The sequence below is a fragment of the Microbacterium sp. SD291 genome, assembly GCF_017355365.1.
Lineage (GTDB): Bacteria > Actinomycetota > Actinomycetes > Actinomycetales > Microbacteriaceae > Microbacterium.
The window spans coordinates 51,815-70,466 of the sequence record NZ_JADIJR010000005.1; the positions used below are offsets into that span (position 1 = coordinate 51,815).

Genomic DNA, 18,652 nt, shown 5'->3' on the forward strand with positions numbered 1-18,652 from the left:
CCCGTGACGAAAGGAACTTCTGATGAGCACGGACCTGCCTGGTGACCAGGACGCCGCCCGCGACGAGACGGAGGACGTCTTCGTCGACGACGGCGTGCTGTATGACGACGAGGTGACGCCGGAGCACGGCATCCTCGGCTTCACCCTGCGCGAGCTGCTGATCGTCGGAGTATGGCTGCTCTCGTTCGCGCTGTCGTTCTTCCCGGTGGTGGGGGACGTCCCCCTATGGGGCATCGGCATCCAGTGGCTCCTGCCCATCGCTCTCCCGACGGCCGCCGTCTTCCTGATCGTGCTGCGCCGCTTCTCGCCGGACGGGATCCGCCGGGTCGGCTCGCTCGGCATCGACCAGTTCGCGTCCGTCGCGTTCTCGGTGTCGGCGACGATCTGGATCGGGAGCCTCTGGCTCGCGATCGCCACCGTGATCGGCAGCGGGTACTGGGCCCTGTCGTGGAACGGCATCGCGCTCGCCCTCACCTCGCTCGCCCTGGTCGTGCTCACGGTCTTCGCGCCGATCATCCCCGGGCTGCGGGAGGACTTCCACGGGCGGCTCGTGACGCTGGCGCACCGGAACGCGAACCCGGTCAGGCCCGTGATCGCGAGGCCACGGCCCGTGGCGGTGCCGACGACGCCGGAGGCGAGTGCCGCATCGACCTCGGTGGCCGCCCTCGACCCCGAGCTGTCCGGTCAGCAGACCACGGACGAGATCGCCCGCCCGGATGCCGCGGAGCAGGTGCGGCTCGCAGGTCACGCCTCCGGCGGAGGAACCGGCACGTCGGACGACACCGCGATCGACGACGACTACACGCCGGCATACGCGCGCAGGTCGCGGGGCGAGGAGATCGTCTCGGACACCGACAGCATCGTCGCGCTCGTCACCCCCGACGAGACTCTCCCCGACGACACCGCCGTCGAGGCGGAGCCCGGTGCGGTCCCGGCCGCGACGGGAGAGCCGGATTCGGCCGGCGACATCGATCTCGACGGCACGAACCCGCGGAGCGCGACCCCTGACCCCCAGCCCTTCTGGATCCTCGCACCCACGGATCGAGAGGTCCACGACGAGCGCGGCGACGTGCTCTTCACCATCGGGCCGAGCGCGTGGGCCCTGGTGATCGAGGACCGCGGGGGAGCGTACGTCGTGCGACACGATGACGGCCGGATCGGCTATCTGCACGACATCTCGGACATCACGAAGGGCTGACTGTGCGCACGATCGATCTGCGAGGGCGGGAGCTCTCGCCCGCTGACATGCTCGCCGCCGTTCCTCGCGCCACGCAGGCGCGCGCCGAGGCGCTCGACACCGCCGCGCGCATCGTCGACGACGTGCGCGAGCGCGGCGAGGACGCACTGCGCGAGCAGGCGGAGCGATTCGACCGCGTGAGCGGACACGATGTGCGCGTCCCGGCCGCGCACATCGCCGAAGCGCTCGAGGTGCTCGCACCTGAGGTGAGGGCGGCGCTCGAGGAGGCCATCCGCCGTGTGCGCATCGCCTCGGCGGCCCAGGTGCCCGCGACGCAGATCACCGAGATCGGACCGGGCGCGCGGATCACGCAGCGCTGGCAGCCGGTGCACCGCGTCGGCGTGTACATTCCCGGCGGCAAGGCCGTCTACCCTTCCAGCGTCATCATGAACGTCGTGCCAGCTCAGGTCGCCGGCGTCCAGCAGATCGCGCTCGCCTCCCCGCCGCAGGCGGACCAGGATGGTCGCATCCACCCCACGATCCTCGCCGCGGCCGGCCTCCTCGGCGTCACCGAGGTGTACGCGATGGGCGGAGCAGGCGCGATCGGCGCCTTCGCGCACGGCGTGCCGTCGATCGGCCTCGACCCCGTCGACGTGCTCTCGGGGCCGGGGAACAACTACGTCGCCTCCGCGAAGCGCGCGGTCGCGGGCGTCGTGGGCACCGACTCGGAGGCCGGCGCGACCGAGATCCTCGTGGTCGCGGATGCCGCCGCCGATCCGCGGCTCGTGGCCGCGGATCTGGTGAGCCAGGCCGAGCACGACGAGCAGGCATCCGCCGTGCTCGTCACCGACTCGCCCGAGCTGGCGGAGCGCGTCGCGACCGAGGTCGCGCAGCAGAGCGGGGCCACCCGGCACGCCGTGCGTGTCGCCGCAGCGCTCGAGGGACCGCAGTCGGCGATCGTCCTCGTCGACGACCGCGCCATGGCTACGGCGTTCAGCAACGCCTACGCACCGGAGCACCTCGAGCTCCACCTCGAGGACGCGGAGGAGGCGGCATCCGCATTCACCAGCGCCGGGGCCGTGTTCGTCGGCGACCAGACACCTGTGAGCCTCGGCGACTACATGGCCGGCAGCAACCACGTCCTGCCCACCGGGGGACAGGCGCGCTACGCGCCAGGACTCGGCGCGTACACGTTCCTGCGTCCGCAGCAGGTGATCTCCTACGACCGCTCGGCCCTCGCGGACGTCCGCGCCGGGGTGGTCGCGCTGGCGAACACCGAGGTGCTGCCAGCGCACGGTGAGGCGATCGAGGCCAGGTTCACGGCGTAGGATCTGTCAGATGCACTGCCCCTTCTGCCGTCATCCTGACTCCCGGGTCATCGACTCCCGCACCAGCGACGACGGCCTCTCGATCCGCAGGCGCCGGCAGTGCCCCGAGTGCGGCGGCCGCTTCTCGACCACGGAGACCGCGAGCCTCAACGTGATCAAGCGCTCAGGAGTGATGGAGCCGTTCAGCCGCGAGAAGGTGATGGCTGGCGTCCGTAAGGCATGCCAGGGGCGTCCTGTCACGGAAGCCGACCTCGCGGTGCTCGCGCAGCGGGTCGAGGAGGCCGTGCGCCAGACCGGCGTCTCGCAGCTCGACACGAACGAGATCGGACTGGCGATCCTCGGACCGCTCCGCGACCTCGACGAGGTCGCCTACCTGCGGTTCGCCAGTGTCTATCAGGCCTTCGACTCGCTGGAGGACTTCGAGAGCGCGATCACCGACCTGCGGGCGGATCACGCCGAAACCCGCGCGGAGCCGGAGCCGTCCGAGCGGTAATCTGGCAGGGATGTATCCGCTGCTCTTCCGCGCTGTCCTCTCGCGCTTCGATTCCGAGTTCGCCCATCACGCCGGGATGGCGGTGATCCGCGTCCTCGGAGTCCCGCCGTTCTCCTGGGCGACGCGCGCGCTGACCGCACCCGACCCGTCCCTGCGCGTCGACGCCCTCGGCCTGAGCTTCCCGTCGCCGTTCGGAATCGCGGCCGGGTTCGACAAGAACGCCGTCGGCGTCCGCGGTCTGGCGGCCCTCGGCTTCGGGCATGTCGAGATCGGCACCGTGACGGCGATCCCGCAGGAGGGCAACCCGAAGCCGCGACTGGTCCGACTCATCGCCGATCGCGCCCTGATCAACCGGATGGGCTTCAACAACGACGGAGCGGATGTCATCGCACGGCGCCTCGCGACGCTGCGCCGTGGCGCACCGGACACCGTGATCGGCGTGAACATCGGCAAGAGCCGGGTGGTCGACGTCGAGGATGCGACGGCCGACTATGTCGCATCTGCGACGCGCCTCGCGCCGCTCGCCGACTACCTGGCGGTCAACGTGTCGTCACCGAACACGCCGGGGCTCCGCGGGCTCCAAGCCGTGGAGACCCTCGCGCCGCTGCTGCGCGCCGTGCGGGAGGCCGCGGGCGACACGCCCCTGCTGGTGAAGATCGCCCCCGACCTCCCCGACGAGGAGATCACCGCCATCTCGCAGATGGCGGTCGCGGAGGGACTCGCGGGCATCATCGCGCACAACACGACGATCGGCCGTGACGGCCTGCTGACGGATGCCGCCGCCGTCGAGGCAGCCGGTGCCGGCGGGCTCTCGGGCGCGCCGCTGAAGGCGCGGTCGCTGCAGGTGCTGGGGATCGTCCGCGCCGCCGTTCCCGCCGACTTCTGCGTGATCGCGGTCGGGGGAGTCGAGACGCCCGCCGATGTGCAGGCGCGACTGGACGCCGGCGCGACCCTCGTGCAGGGTTACACTGCCTTCCTCTACCGCGGCCCGTTCTGGGGCCGGGAGATCAACCGCGGTCTGCGCGGATCACGCTGACCGACACGGCATCGCCGAACGGCACAGCAGAAGCGCCTCATGCTCCGCGGAGCATGAGGCGCTTCTCAGTCGTGCGTGCGGGGTCAGTCGGGGTACTGGCCGCGCTTGACCTGGGGTTTCGGCAGACGCATGAAGCGCATCTGCAGAGCGCGCATGCCGGCGTACCAGCCGAGGCCGCGCTCCATGCGCTCCTTGCCGAACTTCGCGGCCACCTTCCGCTTCACGCGGAACCCGAGCAGGATCATCCCGCCGACCGCGATCACCAGGTAGGCCATCATCACGAGGTAGGCCAGAGCGCCGACGGCGATCCCGCCGATCGCGAGGTTCGGCGGCAGCAGGGACACGATGATGACGAGCACCATCACGCCCATCACGAACTCGGCGGGGTGCCAGCCGGCGTCGACGTAGTCGCGCACCCAGCGGCGCTGCGGCCCCTTGTCGCGCGGCGGGAGGTACTTCTCCTCCCCGGCGGCCATGCCGGCCTGGGCCCGCGCCCTGCGCTCGCTGAGCTCGGCGCGCGCAGCGGCCTTCGCTTCCTTGGTGTTGGCGACCAGCGGGCGGCGGCGCGCCGCCTCCTGCTCCGCGCGGGTCGGCGTCGCACGCCCCTTGCCGACGGCGGGCGTCTCAGGGGCGTCGTCGTTCGTCGAAGGGGAGGCTGGGGTAGTGGCCACGAGGTTCCTCGGTTCGCTGAAGGTGGATCACCTTAAGATTACTCGCATGACCTCTCCTGCTCAGCCCAGCGCATCGAATCCGCCCAGCGACCGCGACGCCGCGATCCTGGAGACCGCCGCGTCCGGCATCCCCGCGGCATTGAGCGACCTCGGCCGACTCGTCCGCATCCCCGGCATGGCGTGGCCCGCCTTCGACCAGACGCAGCTCGAGCGCAGCGCCGAGGCGGTCGCCGCCCTCGCGACCGGCACCGGCGTCTTCGACGAGGTGCGGGTGCTGCGCGCCGCGATCCCGGGGACCGACGAGCAGGGCCAGCCCGCCGTGCTGGCGAAGCGCGCAGCCCGCAACGGCAGGCCGACCATCCTCCTGTACGCGCACCACGATGTGCAGCCCCCAGGTGACGACGCGCTCTGGGAGACCCCGCCGTTCGAGCCGACGGTGCGCGACGGGCGTCTGTACGGCCGCGGTGCCGCCGACGACAAGGCGGGGATCATGTCGCACATCGCCTCGATCCGCGCGGTGTCCGAGGTGCTCGCAGGCGACCTGGATCTCGGTATCGCCATGTTCATCGAGGGGGAGGAGGAGTACGGCTCCCGCTCCTTCGCGCAGTTCCTCTCCGACAACAAGGAGGCGCTGCGCGCCGACGCGATCGTCGTCGCCGACTCCGGCAACTGGGATTCGGTCACCCCGGGCCTCACGGTGTCGCTCCGAGGGAACGCCCGCTTCACCCTCCGCGTGCGCACCCTCGACCACGCCTCCCACTCCGGCATGTTCGGCGGCGCGGTGCCGGACGCCATGATGGCGACGGTCCGCATGCTCGCGACCCTCTGGAACGAGGACGGCTCTGTGGCGGTCGAGGGGATGACGGAGCGCGACGCCCCGACGCCGGACTACACCGAGGAGACGCTGCGCGACGAGGCAGGACTCCTGCCCGGCACGTCGCCGATCGGAAACGGCACGATCCTCAGCCGTATCTGGAACAAGCCGTCTGTGACCGTGATCGGCATCGACGCGACGAGCGTGGCCGCAGCATCCAACACGCTGCTTCCCGAGGTGACCGTCGTCATCAGCGCACGCGTCGCCCCCGGGCAGACCGGTCAGGAGGCGTACGAGGCGCTCCAGGCGCACCTGCGCGCCAACGCGCCCTGGGGCGCGGAGCTGACCTTCACCGACCCGGATCTCGGAGACGGCTTCCTCGTCGACACCAGCGGCTGGGCTGTGGCGCTCACCCGCGACGCCATGCGCGACGGCTATGACGCGACGCCGGTGGACCTCGGGGTAGGCGGCTCCATCCCGTTCATCGCCGATCTCGTGCGCGAGTTCCCCGAGGCGCAGATCCTCGTCACAGGCGTCGAGGACCCGTACTCGCGAGCGCACAGCCCGAACGAGTCGCTGCACCTCGACACGTTCCGCCACGCGGTCGCGACCGAGGCGCTGCTGCTCGCGCGCATGAACGATGTCGTGCGTTGAGCCGGCTCACCGGAGCTGAGGGTAAAATCGAACCACCAGCCGTGCGAGCGCGGCCCGTCACAAGGAGCGACACATGAGCGACACCACCCTGACCGCAGCAGAGACCACCCGCGCCCACGGCGTGAACCTGACGGACGCCGCGGCGACCAAGGTGAAGAACCTCCTCGAGCAGGAGGGCCGCGACGACCTGCGCCTGCGCGTCGCTGTGCAGCCGGGCGGATGCTCCGGCCTGATCTACCAGCTCTACTTCGACGAGCGGTTCCTCGAGGGGGACGAGACGGTCGACTTCGACGGCGTCGAGGTCATCATCGACAACATGAGCGTGCCGTACCTCGACGGTGCATCCATCGACTTCAAGGACACGATCTCGGAGCAGGGGTTCACGATCGACAACCCCAACGCGGCCGGAAGCTGCGCCTGCGGCGACAGCTTCCACTGACTCGCACACCCTCGCCAACCTGCGTGGTTGGCATGAATCAGGTGTGAGGTTGCCCTAGACTTGGGTACGCCCTGTCCGCGATCTGAAAGGTGCATCGTGCCCTCGAAACGCCGCCTTCGTTGGGCCGCACTCCCTGTGGGAGTTGTGGCAGCCGTGGCTCTGGCGGGATGTACTCCCACCGAGTTGAACGGCTTTCTCCCGGGCTTCGTGGAGGACGGACCGGCTACCACGAACCAGGCCGAGCGGGTCTCCGCCCTCTGGGTGAACTCGTGGATCGTGCTCCTCGCCGTCGGCGTGATCACCTGGGGCCTGATGGCATGGGCGGCGATCGCATACCGCCGCCGCAAGGGCCAGAGCGGCCTGCCGGTGCAGATGCGCTACAACATGCCGATCGAGATCTTCTACACGATCGTGCCGCTGATCCTCGTGCTGGGGATGTTCTTCTTCACGGCGCGCGATCAGACCGAGATCGAAGCCATGTGGGACGACCCCGACGTGGAGATCACCGCGATCGCCAAGCAGTGGGCGTGGGACTTCCAGTACGACGGCGAGACCGAGGAGGACACCGTCTGGTCGATGGGCATCCAGGCCCAGCCCGACAAGGACGGCAACATCGATCAGGCGAAGCTGCCGACGCTGGTGCTCCCGGTCGACCAGAAGGTCACGATCACGCTGCAGTCGCGTGACGTCATCCACTCCTTCTGGATCATCGACTTCCTGTACAAGAAGGACATGTACATCGGGAAGGACAACTCCTGGTCCTTCATCCCGACCCGCGAGGGCGAGTACAAGGGGAAGTGCGCCGAGCTCTGCGGCGAGTTCCACTCGATGATGCTCTTCAACGTCAAGGTCGTGTCCCAGGCCGAGTACGACGCATACCTCCAGTCGCTTGAGGAAGCGGGCAACACGGGCGACATCACCGACGCCTATGACCGCCTGTCGAATTTCCCCGGCACGACCGGGAAGACCGACTCCGAGGAAGGAGAGGAGTAAGCCATGTCGACCACTGAAGCACCCCGCACCGACGAGGCGAACCGCTCCCGACCGACAGCCCTGCCCGCACGCCAGGCCGCTCTGATGAGCTCCTCGCGTGTCGAGCAGAAGGGCAACATCGTCGTCAAGTGGATCACCTCCACCGACCACAAGACCATCGGGTACATGTACCTGATCGCGTCCGTGCTGTTCTTCCTCCTCGGCGGCGTGATGGCACTCGTCATCCGCGCGGAGCTGTTCGCACCCGGGATGCAGATCGTCCCCACCAAGGAGCAGTACAACCAGCTGTTCACGATGCACGGCACGATCATGCTGCTGATGTTCGCGACGCCGCTCTTCGCGGGCTTCGCCAACGCGATCCTCCCGCTGCAGATCGGCGCCCCAGACGTGGCATTCCCGCGTCTGAACGCCTTCGCCTTCTGGCTCTTCCTGTTCGGGTCGACCATCGCGGTCGCCGGCTTCCTCACCCCGCAGGGTGCGGCCTCGTTCGGGTGGTTCGCCTACCAGCCGCTCGCAGGCGCCTCGTTCTCGCCCGGAGCCGGCGGGAACCTCTGGATGCTGGGTCTGGGCATCTCCGGCTTCGGAACGATCCTCGGTGCGGTGAACTTCATCACCACGATCATCACGATGCGCGCGCCCGGCATGACGATGTGGCGCATGCCGATCTTCTCCTGGAACACGCTCATCACGAGCCTGCTCATCCTGATGGCGTTCCCGGTTCTCGCCGCCGCGATCTTCGCGGCCGGTGCAGACCGCGTCCTCGGCGCTCACATCTACGACCCTGCCAACGGCGGCGTCCTGCTGTGGCAGCACCTGTTCTGGTTCTTCGGACACCCCGAGGTGTACATCATCGCGCTGCCGTTCTTCGGCATCGTGTCCGAGATCTTCCCGGTGTTCAGCCGCAAGCCGATCTTCGGATACAAGACCCTCGTCTACGCGACGATCGCGATCGCTGCGCTCTCCGTCGCGGTGTGGGCGCACCACATGTACGTCACCGGCTCGGTGCTGCTGCCGTTCTTCGCCCTGATGACGATGCTCATCGCAGTGCCGACCGGCGTGAAGATCTTCAACTGGATCGGAACGCTCTGGCGCGGGTCGGTCACGTTCGAGACCCCGATGGTCTTCGCGCTCGGCTTCCTCGTCTCGTTCGTCTTCGGCGGTCTGACCGGCGTGATCCTCGCGGCCCCGCCGCTGGACTTCCACCTCAGCGACTCGTACTTCGTCGTGGCGCACTTCCACTACGTGGTCTTCGGCACAGTCGTGTTCGCGATGTTCGCCGGCTTCTACTTCTGGTGGCCCAAGTGGACCGGCCGGATGCTGAACGAGCGTCTCGGCTACGTGCACTTCTGGATGCTGTTCATCGGCTTCCACATGACGTTCCTCATCCAGCACTGGCTGGGCGTCGACGGCATGGTGCGCCGCTACGCCGACTACTCGGCGGCTGACGGCTGGACCTGGCAGAACCAGGTGTCGACCATCGGTGCGATCATCCTCGGCGCCTCGATGCTGCCGTTCTTCCTGAACGTGTGGATCACGGCGCGCAAGGCGCCCAAGGTGACGGTCAACGACCCGTGGGGCTACGGCGCGTCGCTCGAATGGGCGACCTCCTGCCCGCCGCCGCGGCACAACTTCACGTCGATCCCGCGGATCCGCAGCGAGCGTCCGGCGTTCGATCTGAACCATCCGGAGGCTGCGGAGTTCACGACGACCGCACCGGGCGAGCGAGAGGGCCACTGAGTCATGCGCGACAACGTCATCCTGTGGTGGATCCTGACCGCGTTCTTCGCCCTCGTCGGCGTCGTCTACACGGGCTGGAACATCCTCGCCCACCCGACCCTGCCGCTCGTCAACCAGATCGAGTGGGTCGGCACGGTCACCCTGTTCTTCGCAGCGTTCATGGGCGCGATGATCGCCTTCTACCTCGACCGCACGCACAGCGCGCAGGGCGGGGAGCTGCCGGAGGACATCCTGACCGCTGACATCGACGACGGAGACCCCGAGCTCGGCGAGTTCAGCCCGTGGTCCTGGTGGCCGATCGTGCTGGCCGGATCCGCAGCCGTGTTCATCATCGGACTCGCCGTGGGGCACTTCCTGCTCCCGATCGGACTCGCGATCTTCGTGGTCGCGATCGTCGGCTGGGTCTACGAGTACTACCGGGGCAACTTCGCCCGCTGAGCTGCTCCCATGAAGAATGCCCCCGCTTCGGCGGGGGCATTCTTCGTCGGGCAGGCGGTGTCAGGCGCGCGTGCGCACGCGCGCGACCCCGGTGAGCGGGTCGACGGGGCGCCGGTGCACGCCGTCCGCGTCCTCGACCGGGTAGCCCTCGCGCACCCAGTACTCGAAGCCGCCGATCATCTCCCGCACCGCGTAGCCGAGCTTCGCGAATTCCAGAGCGCCCTTGGCGCCTGCGTTGCAGCCGGGACTCCAGCAGTAGACGACGACCGCCGCGCCCGCCGGGATCTCCCGCGGCGCGCGCGCCGCGATCTCGCTGTAGTGCATGTGGATCGCCTCCGCGACTCGCCCCTGCGCCCAGGCCTCGTCCGAGCGCACATCGATCACGTATACGGTCTCGCCGGCCTTGCGAGCGGCGTGGACGTCGCTGGCATCGGTCTCGTAGGCGAGCTTGGCTGCATAGAAGTCTGCGCGATCGATCATGATCTCAGCCTAGAAGAGGCGCGAGGGTCGCACCCTCGGCTTCCGGTCTGCGATCGGAAGGATTCCGCCATTCCCGGCGGGGTCAGAGCTCGACGGTCATCTGCACGCGTCGCGCGTGGGCATCGAGCCCGAGCCGCGACTCGGTCTCCGTGAGCGTGCGCAGGAAGGGCGTCTCGGGGAGGCTCTCCAGGAAGCCGCAGGAGGCGTAGAACGGCGCGTTCCACGGCACCTCGGCATACGTGCGCAGAGTCATCCTGGTGTAGCCGCGCTCGCGCGCCTCGCGCTGCGCGGCAGCGACCAGGCGACGCCCGTACCCCTGTCGTCCGGCATCGGGGAGGACCGAGAGCTGCTCGAGATGCGCATGACCGTCCGCGTCCATGACATGCACGAAGCCGACGGGGGAGCCCTCTGCGGTCTCCGTGAGCACGAGGACGAACCCGGGTGCTGCGACCCGCTGCAGGCCGTCTCCGGCGGGGGGCCATGCCGTGGTCCCCAGGGTGTCGATGAGAAGAGCATCCGCCGACGTCTCTATCGCCTGGATCAGCTCGGCATCTGCGGCGGTCGCATGTCGTATCGTGATGAGGCTCATGCGACGATCCTTCCATGGCGACATGAGAGAGGGCCCTGTCCGACTGGACAGGGCCCTCTCTCGGGGGAGTGCGGCGGAGTTACTCGCCGTCCTCCGACTTCTTCCTGCGGGGCTTCTTCACGGGCTCGGTGGCGATGACCGTGCTCGGCGTGTTCGGCTGCTCGCCGACGCGGTCCTCGGTGGCGACCAGCGGAGCATCCGGGAATCCGGCGCGCTCATGAGCGCCCTGGATCTCCGCCATCTCGATCTCGTCGTTGTGCTCCGTGACGTGGTGCTGATGGGCATCCGCCACCTCGATCTCGGTCTGCGTCAGCGGTGCGAGACGATCCTCGAAGAACCAGCGGGAGATCGACGAGCGGAGGTTCTCCGACCACGGGATGCGGCCCTTGGCGTTCGGGCGCACCACGAGCGGCTCGTAGCCGTCGACATCGATGAGCTTCCAGCGGTCGTACTGGTCGACCGGCTGGTGCACCTCGATGAACTCGCCGCCGGGGAGACGGACGATGCGTCCGGACTCGAAGCCGTGCAGGACGATCTCGCGGTCCTTCTTCTGCAGCGCGATGCAGATGCGCTTGGTGACGAAGTAGCCGAGGATCGGCCCCGCGAACAGCAGGATCTGCAGCGAGAGGATCACGCCCTCCATCGTGAGCATGAAGTGCGTCGCGATGAGGTCGGAGGATGCCGCCGCCCACAGGACCGCGTAGAACAGGACGCCGGCCACGCCGATGGCGGTGCGGGTCGCCGCGTTGCGCGGACGCTGTGCGAGATGGTGCTCGCGCTTGTCGCCCGTGATCCATGCCTCGAGGAACGGATAGATCGCGACCAGGACGAGGAACACGCCGATCGCCACGAGCGGGATCAGGATGCCGAACGACCAGGTGCGGTCCAGGAACACGACGTCCAGGTTCGACGGCGCCAGTCGCAGCGCGCCGTCGGCGAAGCCGATGTACCAGTCTGGCTGGGTGCCGGCGGAGACCGGGGACGGGTCGTAGGGACCGTAGCTCCAGATCGGGTTGATCTGGAAGAACGTTGCGATCAGCACGATGGTGCCGAACACGATGAACAGGTAGCCGCCCATCTTCGACATGTACACCGGCATCATCGGGTAGCCGACGACGTTGTCGTTCGTGCGGCCGGGGCCGGCGAACTGGGTGTGCTTGTTGATCACCATCAGCATCAGGTGCACGACGATCAGCGCGATGACCAGCAGGGGCAGGAGCAGGATGTGCAGCGTGTACAGCCGCCCCACGATGTCGGTGCCAGGGAACTCGCCGCCGAAGAGCAGGTACGAGGTCCAGACGCCGATCAGCGGGATGCCCTTGACCATGCCGTCGATGATTCGCAGGCCGTTGCCCGAGAGGAGGTCGTCGGGGAGCGAGTAGCCGGTGAAGCCCTCGGCCAGCGCCAGGACGAACAGCACGAAGCCGATCACCCAGTTGAGCTCGCGGGGCTTGCGGAACGCACCGGTGAAGAACACGCGGAGCATGTGCACGCCGATGCCGGCGACGAAGACGAGCGCGGCCCAGTGGTGGATCTGGCGGACCAGCAGACCGCCGCGGAGGTCGAACGAGATCGCCAGCGACGACTCGAGCGCCGCGGACATCTCGATGCCGCGCATCGGCGCGTACGCACCGGTGTAGTGCGTCTCGACCATGGACGCCTGGAAGAAGAACGTCAGGAAGGTTCCCGAGAGGAACACCACGACGAAGCTCCACAGCGCGATCTCGCCGAGCATGAACGACCAGTGGTCGGGGAAGATCTTCCGGCCCAGCTCCTTGACGAAGCCGGACAGGCTGGTGCGCTCATCGATGTAGTTCGACGCGGCACCGACGAAGCGGCCGCCGAGGGGCGCCTTGGTGTCCTTGTCCTGGTTGGACAGCGTTGCGGTGCTCAATGGCGCTCCCAGAAGCTCGGGCCGACGGGCTCGGTGAAGTCACTGCGTGCGATGAGGTAGCCCTCGTCGTCGACGGTGATGGGCAGCTGCGGCAGCGGACGTGCGGCCGGGCCGAAGATGACCTTGGCGTGGTCCGTGACGTCGAACTGCGACTGGTGGCAGGGGCAGAGGAGGTGGTGCGTCTGCTGCTCGTACAGCGCCACGGGGCAGCCGACGTGCGTGCAGACCTTGGAGTACGCGACGATGCCGTCGTACGACCAGTCCTTGCGATCCTCGGCCTCGTTCAGCTGCTCGGGGCGCAGGCGCATCATCAGCACGATGGCCTTCGCCTTCTCCTCGAGGTAGCCGTCGTGGTGGCTGAGCTCGGCGAGATCCGCCGGGATCACGTGGAAGGCGGATCCGAGCGTCACATCGGCCGCGCGGATCGGCGTGCCGTCGGGGTCGCGCACCAGGCGCTGGCCCTTCTCCCACATGGTGTGCTTGAGCAGCGCGACGGGGTCGCCGACGCCGGGGTGATCCGGGTCGCCGTTGGCGTGCGGAGCGAGCCCGCGGAAGAGGGTGACGCCCGGGATGATCGAGGCGACGATCGCTGCGAAGAGCGAGTTGCGGATCATGGTGCGCCGGCCGAAGCCGGACTCCTCGTTCGCCTCGGCGAACGCCTGGATCGCGGCCTCGCGCGTGGAGTCGCGTCCGCGGGTCGGGTGACGGTGCTCGATGAACTCCTTGTCGTTCATCAGCGCCTTCGACCAGTGGATTGCGCCGACACCGAGGGCGAGCAGCGCGAACGCGATGCCCAGGCCGATGAAGAGGTTGTTCTGACGGATGTCGATGAGCGCGCCGCTCTCGATCGGGAACAGCATGTAGGCGGCGACCGCCCAGATGCTCCCGGCGAGCGAGAGGTAGAACAGGGTGTAGACCGTGCGTGCCGCGGCCTTCTCGGCGCGCGGGTCCTTGTCGGTCATCCGCGCGCGGTGCGGCGGCAGCCCTGGGTTCTGCACGGGATCGCTGACTGCGACACCCAGCCCCGGAGAGGGCTGGTAGGCCCTGTCAAGAGCCTGCGAGTCGTCGTCGTGTGCCATGGTGCTCCTCGTACGTTCCTCTTCGATGAATAAGCGTCAGTTGGACTTCGCCGTGATCCACACGGTGGCGGCGATGAGCGCGCCGATGCCGAAGATCCAGACGAACAGGCCCTCGGAGACGGGGCCGAGGGAACCGAGCGAGAAGCCGCCGACCTGCACCGACTCCTGCTGGTAGAGCAGTGCCGAGATGAGGTTGCGCTTGTCCTCGTCGGACAGGTTGGTGTCGCCGAAGACCGGCATGTTCTGCGGGCCGGTGACCATGGCCGCGTACATGTGCAGCGCACTGGTCTCGTTCAGGCCGGGGGCGTACTTGCCCTGGGTGAGGGCGCCACCGGCGGCTGCGACGTTGTGGCACATCGCGCAGTTGACGCGGAAGAGCTCGGCGCCCTTGGCGACGTCTCCCTCGCCGTCCAGGATGTGATCGTCGGGGTAGGACGGGCCGGGCGCCACCGACTGCACGAACGAGGCGATCGCGAGGATCTGCTCCTCGGTGAACTGCGGCGTCTTCTGCGGAGCCTGCGGGCCCTGCATCTGCAGCGGCATGCGGCCCGTCGACAACTGGAACTCCGTCGCGAGCTCGCCGACGCCGTAGAGGCTCGGTCCGTTCGCGGTGCCCTGCAGGTCGAGGCCGTGGCAGGTCGCGCAGTTCGCCGTGAACAGCTTCTCGCCGTCCTCGACCGTCAGCTGGGTCGTCGCCGCGGTCTGCGTGTCGGTCGCTGCGAACGCCGCAGAGGCGCCGGCGTACACCGCGCCGGTGATCATGAGGCCCGCTCCGATGAGGGCGGCCGCGGCCAGGGGGCTGCGACGGCCGTTCGAACGGCGCTTCTTCTCTCGTGCCATCTCGGGGATCAGCTCCGCTCTTATTTCAGGAAGTAGATAACGACGAACAGCACGATCCAGACGACGTCGACGAAGTGCCAGTAGTAGGACACCACGATCGAGGACGTCGCCTCCTTGTGCCGGAAGTTCTTGACGGCGTACGCGCGGCCGATGACGAGCAGGAACGCGACGAGTCCGCCGGTCACGTGCAGCGCGTGGAAGCCGGTCGTCAGGTAGAACGCGGAGGCGTACGAGTCGGCGCTGATCGGCATGCCCTCTGCGACCAGCTGCGCGTACTCCCAGACCTGGCCGGAGACGAAGACCGCGCCGAGCGCGAAGGTGAGGAAGAACCATTCGACCATGCCCCAGCCGAAGAGGCGACGGCGGCCGGCGCCGTTCTTCTGCCCCTTGGCGATGCGGTACGGCTGCAGATCCTCGGCCGCGAACACGCCCATCTGGCACGTGAACGAGGAGAGCACCAGGATCGCGGTGTTCACGAACGCGAACGGGACGTTCAGCAGGTCCGTGCGCTCCGCCCACAGTTCAGGGGAGGTGCTGCGAATGGTGAAGTAGATCGCGAACAGTCCCGCGAAGAACATCACCTCACTGCCGAGCCACACAATGGTGCCGACAGCTACCGGGTTGGGCCGCTTGATCGTTCTCGCCGCCTGGGCATACGTCGCTGAGGTCGTCACGGTTCCATTATGGCCGATCCGGAGGCGTGATTCTTGCACCGCGGGGCGCCATTTCACCCCCTGAAGACTTAGGTGACCCTAAGAAAACACTGCGAATACCCGGTGAATCCGCGGGAAACGGCGGCGGTCGGCACTCTGACGCGGTTCGCCGACACGTCTGCACGTTTTCCCGGCGCCGATAGGATCGCACACATGGCTGATTCCCTGACGTGGCCCGATGTCCTCACCACTCTGCTCGGGCGCCGTGATCTCAGCGTCTGGGAGTCGACGTGGGCCATGCGGCAGATCATGCGCGGTGACGTCACCCCGGCGCAGCTCGCCGGCTTCCTGGTCGCGCTTCGCGCCAAGGGCGAGACGATCGACGAGATCGTCGGCTTCCGCGACGCGATCCTCGAAGCAGCGGTGCCGCTTCCCGTCTCCCCGAACGTGCTGGACATCGTCGGCACCGGAGGGGATCGCGTCGGCACGGTCAACGTGTCGACGACGGCAGCGGTCATCATCGGGGCGGCCGGCATCCCTGTCGTGAAGCACGGCAATCGTGCGGCGAGTTCGGCATCCGGCTCTTCCGACGTGCTCGGCGCCCTCGGCCTCGAGCTCTCGCTCGATCCGGCGGCCGTCGCCTCGATCCTCGACCGCACCGGCATCACCTTCGCGTGGGCCGGCGCGTTCCACCCCGGGTTCAAGCACGCGGGGCCGGTGCGCGCCGAACTCGGGGTGCCCACCGTCTTCAACATGCTCGGCCCGCTGTGCAACCCGGCCCGCGCCGAGGCGAACGCCGTCGGGGTGGCGCAGATCGAGCGGGTCCCGCTCATCACCGGCGTGTTCCGCACCCGTGGCGCGACCGCGCTCGTGTTCCGCGGCGACGACGGCCTCGACGAGCTCACGACCACCGGTCACAGCCGGATCTGGGAGGTCACGCGCGGCGACGTGCACGAGCACGATCTCGACCCGCGCGACCTCGACATCCCCCTCGCGGAGCTCGCGGACCTGATCGGCGGATCCCCCGAGCACAACGCCGACGTGCTCAGGCGGACCCTCGCAGGGGAGCAGGGAGCGGTGCGGGACATCGTGCTGCTGAACGCCGCCGCAGGGATCGTCGCGTTCGAGCTGTCGCAGGATGCCGGGCAGGTCCAGCGTCCGATCCTGGAGCGCCTGAGCGAGGGATATGAGCGCGCCTCCGCCGCCGTCGACGACGGCAGGGCGGCGGCGAAGCTCGACGAGTGGATCGGCGTGAGCCGCGAGCTCGCCTCGGCATAGGGAATGACGATGGACCCGGTCGCCGCGCTGCTCGAGATCGCCTCGCTGCTCGAGCGGGAGAGGGCGTCCCGGTACCGTGCCAAGGCGTTCCGGCAGGCCGCCGCCGTGCTGCAGGGGCTTCCCGACGAGGTGCGCGACGACCCGACGAGGCTCCGCGCAGCGAAGGGCATCGGCGAGTCGACCTTCGCCGTGATCCGGCAGGCGCAGGCGGGGGAGGTGCCCGGGTATCTCGTGGAGCTGCGCGGTGCGGTCGAGCCCGAGCGCACCTCGGCTCTGCGTGCCCGGCTCCGCGGCGATCTCCATGCCCACACGGACTGGTCGGACGGGACCACCTCGATCTCGGTGATGGCGGCGGCCGCGCGGGCGCTCGGGCACGAGTACCAGGCGATCACGGATCACTCGCCCCGGCTGCGGGTCGCCCGCGGTCTCTCCGCCGAGCGGCTGCGCGAGCAGATCCCGCTGGTGCGCACCGAGTCCGGCGACGGGTTCTCGATGCTCGCGGGCATCGAGGTCGACATCCTCGAGGACGGCTCCCTCGACCAGGAGGAAGCGCTGCTGGGCGAACTCGACGTCGTGGTCGCATCCGTCCATTCCCTTCTGCGCATGGAGCCGGGACCGATGACCGCGCGGATGATCGCCGCAGCGTCGAACCCGCGGGTCAACGTTCTCGGGCACTGCACGGGCCGCCTGGTCGAAGGCAGCAGAGGAACGCGACCGCAGTCGCAGTTCGACGCGGCCGCGGTGTTCGCCGCGTGCGCGGACAACGGCGTCGCGGTCGAGATCAACTCCCGGCCGGAGCGTCAGGATCCGCCGGACGAGCTGATCGCGATCGCGCTCGAGGCCGGGTGCCTCTTCTCCATCGACTCGGACGCGCACGCGCCGGGACAGCTGTCGCTGCTCGACCACGGAGCCGAGCGCGCCGAGCGCGCGGGCGTGCCCGCGTCGCGGATCGTGACGACCTGGGGCCTGGACCGGCTGCTCGCCTGGGCGGGCTGAGTCAGTCCGCGGTGCGCGCGACAGCGGCGATCGCGCGCGTCATCGATGAGCCGAGGTTCCACCTCTCGGCCAGTGCGAGCGCGTGATCCGATTCCGCGGGGTCCAGGGCCCTGAGTCGCTCCTCCGGTGCGGAGATGTCGAGCGCGGTCGCGACCGCGACGACGGCAGGTGCGACGTCGAGATAGTCGGATGCCGCGATGATCTTCGCGCGGACGCCTGCGCTCATGCCCTCCCCGGCCTGCGCCGCGGCGCGGATGCCGTCGAGATCGCCGTGCGCCTGCAGGAGAGTGGCGGCCGTCTTCTCGCCGACGCCGGCCACGCCGGGGAGCCCGTCGGACGCGTCGCCGCGCATCGTGGCGAAGTCGGCGTACTGGGAGGGGAGGACGCCGTACCTGCCGGCCACCACCTCGTCGGTGACGATCTCGAGGTTGCTCATGCCCCGGGCGGTGTAGATGACGCGCACGTCCCTGGCGTCGTCCACGAGCTGGAACAGGTCGCGATCACCCGTGACGATGTCGACGGGCAAAGTCGACTTCGTGGCCAGGGTTCCGATCACGTCATCCGCCTCATGCGCCTCGACCCCGATGATCGGGATGCGCAGCGCGCCGAGGGTCTCGCGGATCAGGGGGATCTGGGCCTCCAGGGGATCGGGCACCTCCTCGACGTCAGGTGCGCCGGCGACCACCTCTACGACGCGGTGCGTCTTGTAGCTGGGGATCAGGTCGACCCGCCACTGCGGACGCCAGTCGTCGTCCCAGCAGGCGATGACGTGCGTCGGCTCGTACAGCGTGATCAGCTTCGTGACGATGTCGAGAAGACCCCGCGCCGCGTTGATCGGCGAGCCGTCCGGTGCGGTGATCTTGTCGGGCACGCCGTAGAACGCGCGGAAGTAGAGGCTGGCGGTGTCGAGCAGCATGAGACGGTCGGTCACGAACGACAGTCTGGCATGCGGGGACGGCGTCCGAACGGGACCTGCCGGGCCGGACGTCACAGTGCCCGCATCGGCCTGCCGTCGGCCGAGATGTCTGGTAGCCTGAAGTGTCACTCGTGGCGTGCACATGCA

The 18,652-nt window shown here is 68.6% G+C and carries 19 protein-coding genes; 11 read left to right on the forward strand and 8 right to left on the reverse strand.

Annotated features, from left to right (window positions below; translation table 11 throughout):
• The first annotated feature begins 22 nt into the window (after nucleotides 1-22).
• Genes IPV10_RS04370 through IPV10_RS04385 form a run of 4 tightly spaced genes read left to right on the forward strand, consistent with a single transcriptional unit; the run spans nucleotide 23 to nucleotide 4,034 of the window.
• Entirely contained in the window at nucleotides 23-1,198 is a 1,176-nt protein-coding gene (locus tag IPV10_RS04370; RefSeq protein ID WP_207480815.1) for a hypothetical protein, read from the forward strand.
• A gap of 2 nt (nucleotides 1,199-1,200) precedes the next feature.
• Nucleotides 1,201-2,505, forward strand: a complete 1,305-nt coding sequence (gene hisD, locus IPV10_RS04375; RefSeq protein ID WP_307861055.1) for a histidinol dehydrogenase — start codon at nucleotides 1,201-1,203, stop codon at nucleotides 2,503-2,505.
• A 10-nt stretch (nucleotides 2,506-2,515) separates the two neighbouring features.
• On the forward strand, nucleotides 2,516-2,998 hold the full coding sequence (gene nrdR, locus IPV10_RS04380) for a transcriptional regulator NrdR (protein WP_207480817.1): 483 nt from the start codon (nucleotides 2,516-2,518) through the stop codon (nucleotides 2,996-2,998).
• 10 nt (nucleotides 2,999-3,008) lie between these two features.
• Complete coding sequence (locus tag IPV10_RS04385) at nucleotides 3,009-4,034, forward strand: quinone-dependent dihydroorotate dehydrogenase (protein ID WP_207480819.1); 1,026 nt, start codon at nucleotides 3,009-3,011, stop codon at nucleotides 4,032-4,034.
• An 83-nt stretch (nucleotides 4,035-4,117) separates the two neighbouring features.
• Here the strand turns inward: IPV10_RS04385 and IPV10_RS04390 are convergent, their stop codons facing one another.
• On the reverse strand, nucleotides 4,118-4,705 hold the full coding sequence (locus IPV10_RS04390; protein WP_207480820.1) for a DUF3043 domain-containing protein: 588 nt from the start codon (nucleotides 4,703-4,705) through the stop codon (nucleotides 4,118-4,120).
• Between the two features lie 46 nt (nucleotides 4,706-4,751).
• On the opposite strand from IPV10_RS04390, the gene IPV10_RS04395 reads away from it, so the two are divergent.
• The 5 genes from IPV10_RS04395 (at nucleotide 4,752) to IPV10_RS04415 (ending at nucleotide 9,780) form a co-directional block, all read left to right on the forward strand.
• Nucleotides 4,752-6,173: a dipeptidase gene (locus IPV10_RS04395; protein WP_207480822.1), complete on the forward strand. Its 1,422-nt coding sequence runs from the start codon at nucleotides 4,752-4,754 to the stop codon at nucleotides 6,171-6,173.
• Nucleotides 6,174-6,246: 73 nt separating this feature from the next.
• The gene (gene erpA / locus IPV10_RS04400; RefSeq protein ID WP_207480824.1) at nucleotides 6,247-6,612 is read left to right on the forward strand and encodes an iron-sulfur cluster insertion protein ErpA; all 366 of its coding nucleotides are present in this window, start codon (nucleotides 6,247-6,249) and stop codon (nucleotides 6,610-6,612) included.
• A gap of 96 nt (nucleotides 6,613-6,708) precedes the next feature.
• Entirely contained in the window at nucleotides 6,709-7,605 is an 897-nt protein-coding gene (gene coxB, locus IPV10_RS04405; RefSeq protein WP_207480826.1) for a cytochrome c oxidase subunit II, read from the forward strand.
• 3 nt (nucleotides 7,606-7,608) lie between these two features.
• Nucleotides 7,609-9,342: a cytochrome c oxidase subunit I gene (gene ctaD / locus IPV10_RS04410; protein ID WP_207480828.1), complete on the forward strand. Its 1,734-nt coding sequence runs from the start codon at nucleotides 7,609-7,611 to the stop codon at nucleotides 9,340-9,342.
• Nucleotides 9,343-9,345: 3 nt separating this feature from the next.
• On the forward strand, nucleotides 9,346-9,780 hold the full coding sequence (locus tag IPV10_RS04415; protein WP_207480830.1) for a cytochrome c oxidase subunit 4: 435 nt from the start codon (nucleotides 9,346-9,348) through the stop codon (nucleotides 9,778-9,780).
• Between the two features lie 60 nt (nucleotides 9,781-9,840).
• Here IPV10_RS04415 and IPV10_RS04420 read toward each other — a convergent pair whose 3' ends face one another.
• The 6 genes from IPV10_RS04420 to IPV10_RS04445 all read right to left on the reverse strand — a co-directional run bounded on the left by IPV10_RS04420 (nucleotide 9,841) and on the right by IPV10_RS04445 (nucleotide 15,336).
• Nucleotides 9,841-10,260 carry a rhodanese-like domain-containing protein gene (locus tag IPV10_RS04420; protein WP_207480832.1) on the reverse strand — a complete coding sequence of 140 codons (420 nt, stop codon included), beginning with the start codon at nucleotides 10,258-10,260 and terminating at the stop codon, nucleotides 9,841-9,843.
• 82 nt (nucleotides 10,261-10,342) lie between these two features.
• Nucleotides 10,343-10,849: a GNAT family N-acetyltransferase gene (locus tag IPV10_RS04425; protein WP_207480834.1), complete on the reverse strand. Its 507-nt coding sequence runs from the start codon at nucleotides 10,847-10,849 to the stop codon at nucleotides 10,343-10,345.
• Between the two features lie 79 nt (nucleotides 10,850-10,928).
• Nucleotides 10,929-12,743 carry a cytochrome bc complex cytochrome b subunit gene (locus IPV10_RS04430; RefSeq protein WP_207480836.1) on the reverse strand — a complete coding sequence of 605 codons (1,815 nt, stop codon included), beginning with the start codon at nucleotides 12,741-12,743 and terminating at the stop codon, nucleotides 10,929-10,931.
• Nucleotides 12,740-13,822, reverse strand: coding sequence for a ubiquinol-cytochrome c reductase iron-sulfur subunit (locus tag IPV10_RS04435; protein ID WP_207480838.1), 1,083 nt, complete (start codon nucleotides 13,820-13,822; stop codon nucleotides 12,740-12,742). Before IPV10_RS04435 ends, IPV10_RS04430 begins: the two co-directional genes overlap by 4 nt.
• Before the next feature lie 36 nt (nucleotides 13,823-13,858).
• The gene (locus IPV10_RS04440) at nucleotides 13,859-14,662 is read right to left on the reverse strand and encodes a c-type cytochrome (protein ID WP_207480840.1); all 804 of its coding nucleotides are present in this window, start codon (nucleotides 14,660-14,662) and stop codon (nucleotides 13,859-13,861) included.
• Nucleotides 14,663-14,682: 20 nt separating this feature from the next.
• Entirely contained in the window at nucleotides 14,683-15,336 is a 654-nt protein-coding gene (locus IPV10_RS04445; protein ID WP_307861056.1) for a heme-copper oxidase subunit III, read from the reverse strand.
• A gap of 192 nt (nucleotides 15,337-15,528) precedes the next feature.
• Between IPV10_RS04445 and trpD the strand changes: the two genes are divergently transcribed.
• Together trpD and IPV10_RS04455 are read left to right on the forward strand one after the other, a co-directional pair.
• A complete protein-coding gene (trpD, locus tag IPV10_RS04450; protein ID WP_207480843.1) occupies nucleotides 15,529-16,593 on the forward strand; it encodes an anthranilate phosphoribosyltransferase in 1,065 nt (354 codons plus the stop codon).
• A gap of 9 nt (nucleotides 16,594-16,602) precedes the next feature.
• Nucleotides 16,603-17,589 (forward strand): PHP domain-containing protein, encoded by a 987-nt coding sequence (locus IPV10_RS04455; RefSeq protein ID WP_207480845.1) that lies wholly within the window; start codon nucleotides 16,603-16,605, stop codon nucleotides 17,587-17,589.
• A 1-nt stretch (nucleotide 17,590) separates the two neighbouring features.
• On the opposite strand, the gene IPV10_RS04460 is transcribed toward IPV10_RS04455, so the two are convergent.
• Nucleotides 17,591-18,520 (reverse strand): 5'-3' exonuclease, encoded by a 930-nt coding sequence (locus IPV10_RS04460; protein WP_207480847.1) that lies wholly within the window; start codon nucleotides 18,518-18,520, stop codon nucleotides 17,591-17,593.
• Nucleotides 18,521-18,652: the final 132 nt, after the last annotated feature.

Excerpts from the sequence above, each read along its gene's own strand:
- IPV10_RS04370 (WP_207480815.1), top strand. The coding sequence starts at position 23 with ATGAGCACGGACCTGCCTGGTGACCAGGACGCCGCCCGCGACGAGACG.
- nrdR (WP_207480817.1), top strand. The coding sequence starts at position 2,516 with ATGCACTGCCCCTTCTGCCGTCATCCTGACTCCCGGGTCATCGACTCC.
- IPV10_RS04385 (WP_207480819.1), top strand. The coding sequence starts at position 3,009 with ATGTATCCGCTGCTCTTCCGCGCTGTCCTCTCGCGCTTCGATTCCGAG.
- IPV10_RS04395 (WP_207480822.1), top strand. The coding sequence starts at position 4,752 with ATGACCTCTCCTGCTCAGCCCAGCGCATCGAATCCGCCCAGCGACCGC.
- erpA (WP_207480824.1), top strand. The coding sequence starts at position 6,247 with ATGAGCGACACCACCCTGACCGCAGCAGAGACCACCCGCGCCCACGGC.
- ctaD (WP_207480828.1), top strand. The coding sequence starts at position 7,609 with ATGTCGACCACTGAAGCACCCCGCACCGACGAGGCGAACCGCTCCCGA.
- IPV10_RS04415 (WP_207480830.1), top strand. The coding sequence starts at position 9,346 with ATGCGCGACAACGTCATCCTGTGGTGGATCCTGACCGCGTTCTTCGCC.
- IPV10_RS04420 (WP_207480832.1), bottom strand. The coding sequence starts at position 10,260 with ATGATCGATCGCGCAGACTTCTATGCAGCCAAGCTCGCCTACGAGACC.
- IPV10_RS04425 (WP_207480834.1), bottom strand. The coding sequence starts at position 10,849 with ATGAGCCTCATCACGATACGACATGCGACCGCCGCAGATGCCGAGCTG.
- IPV10_RS04435 (WP_207480838.1), bottom strand. The coding sequence starts at position 13,822 with ATGGCACACGACGACGACTCGCAGGCTCTTGACAGGGCCTACCAGCCC.
- IPV10_RS04440 (WP_207480840.1), bottom strand. The coding sequence starts at position 14,662 with ATGGCACGAGAGAAGAAGCGCCGTTCGAACGGCCGTCGCAGCCCCCTG.
- trpD (WP_207480843.1), top strand. The coding sequence starts at position 15,529 with ATGGCTGATTCCCTGACGTGGCCCGATGTCCTCACCACTCTGCTCGGG.
- IPV10_RS04455 (WP_207480845.1), top strand. The coding sequence starts at position 16,603 with ATGGACCCGGTCGCCGCGCTGCTCGAGATCGCCTCGCTGCTCGAGCGG.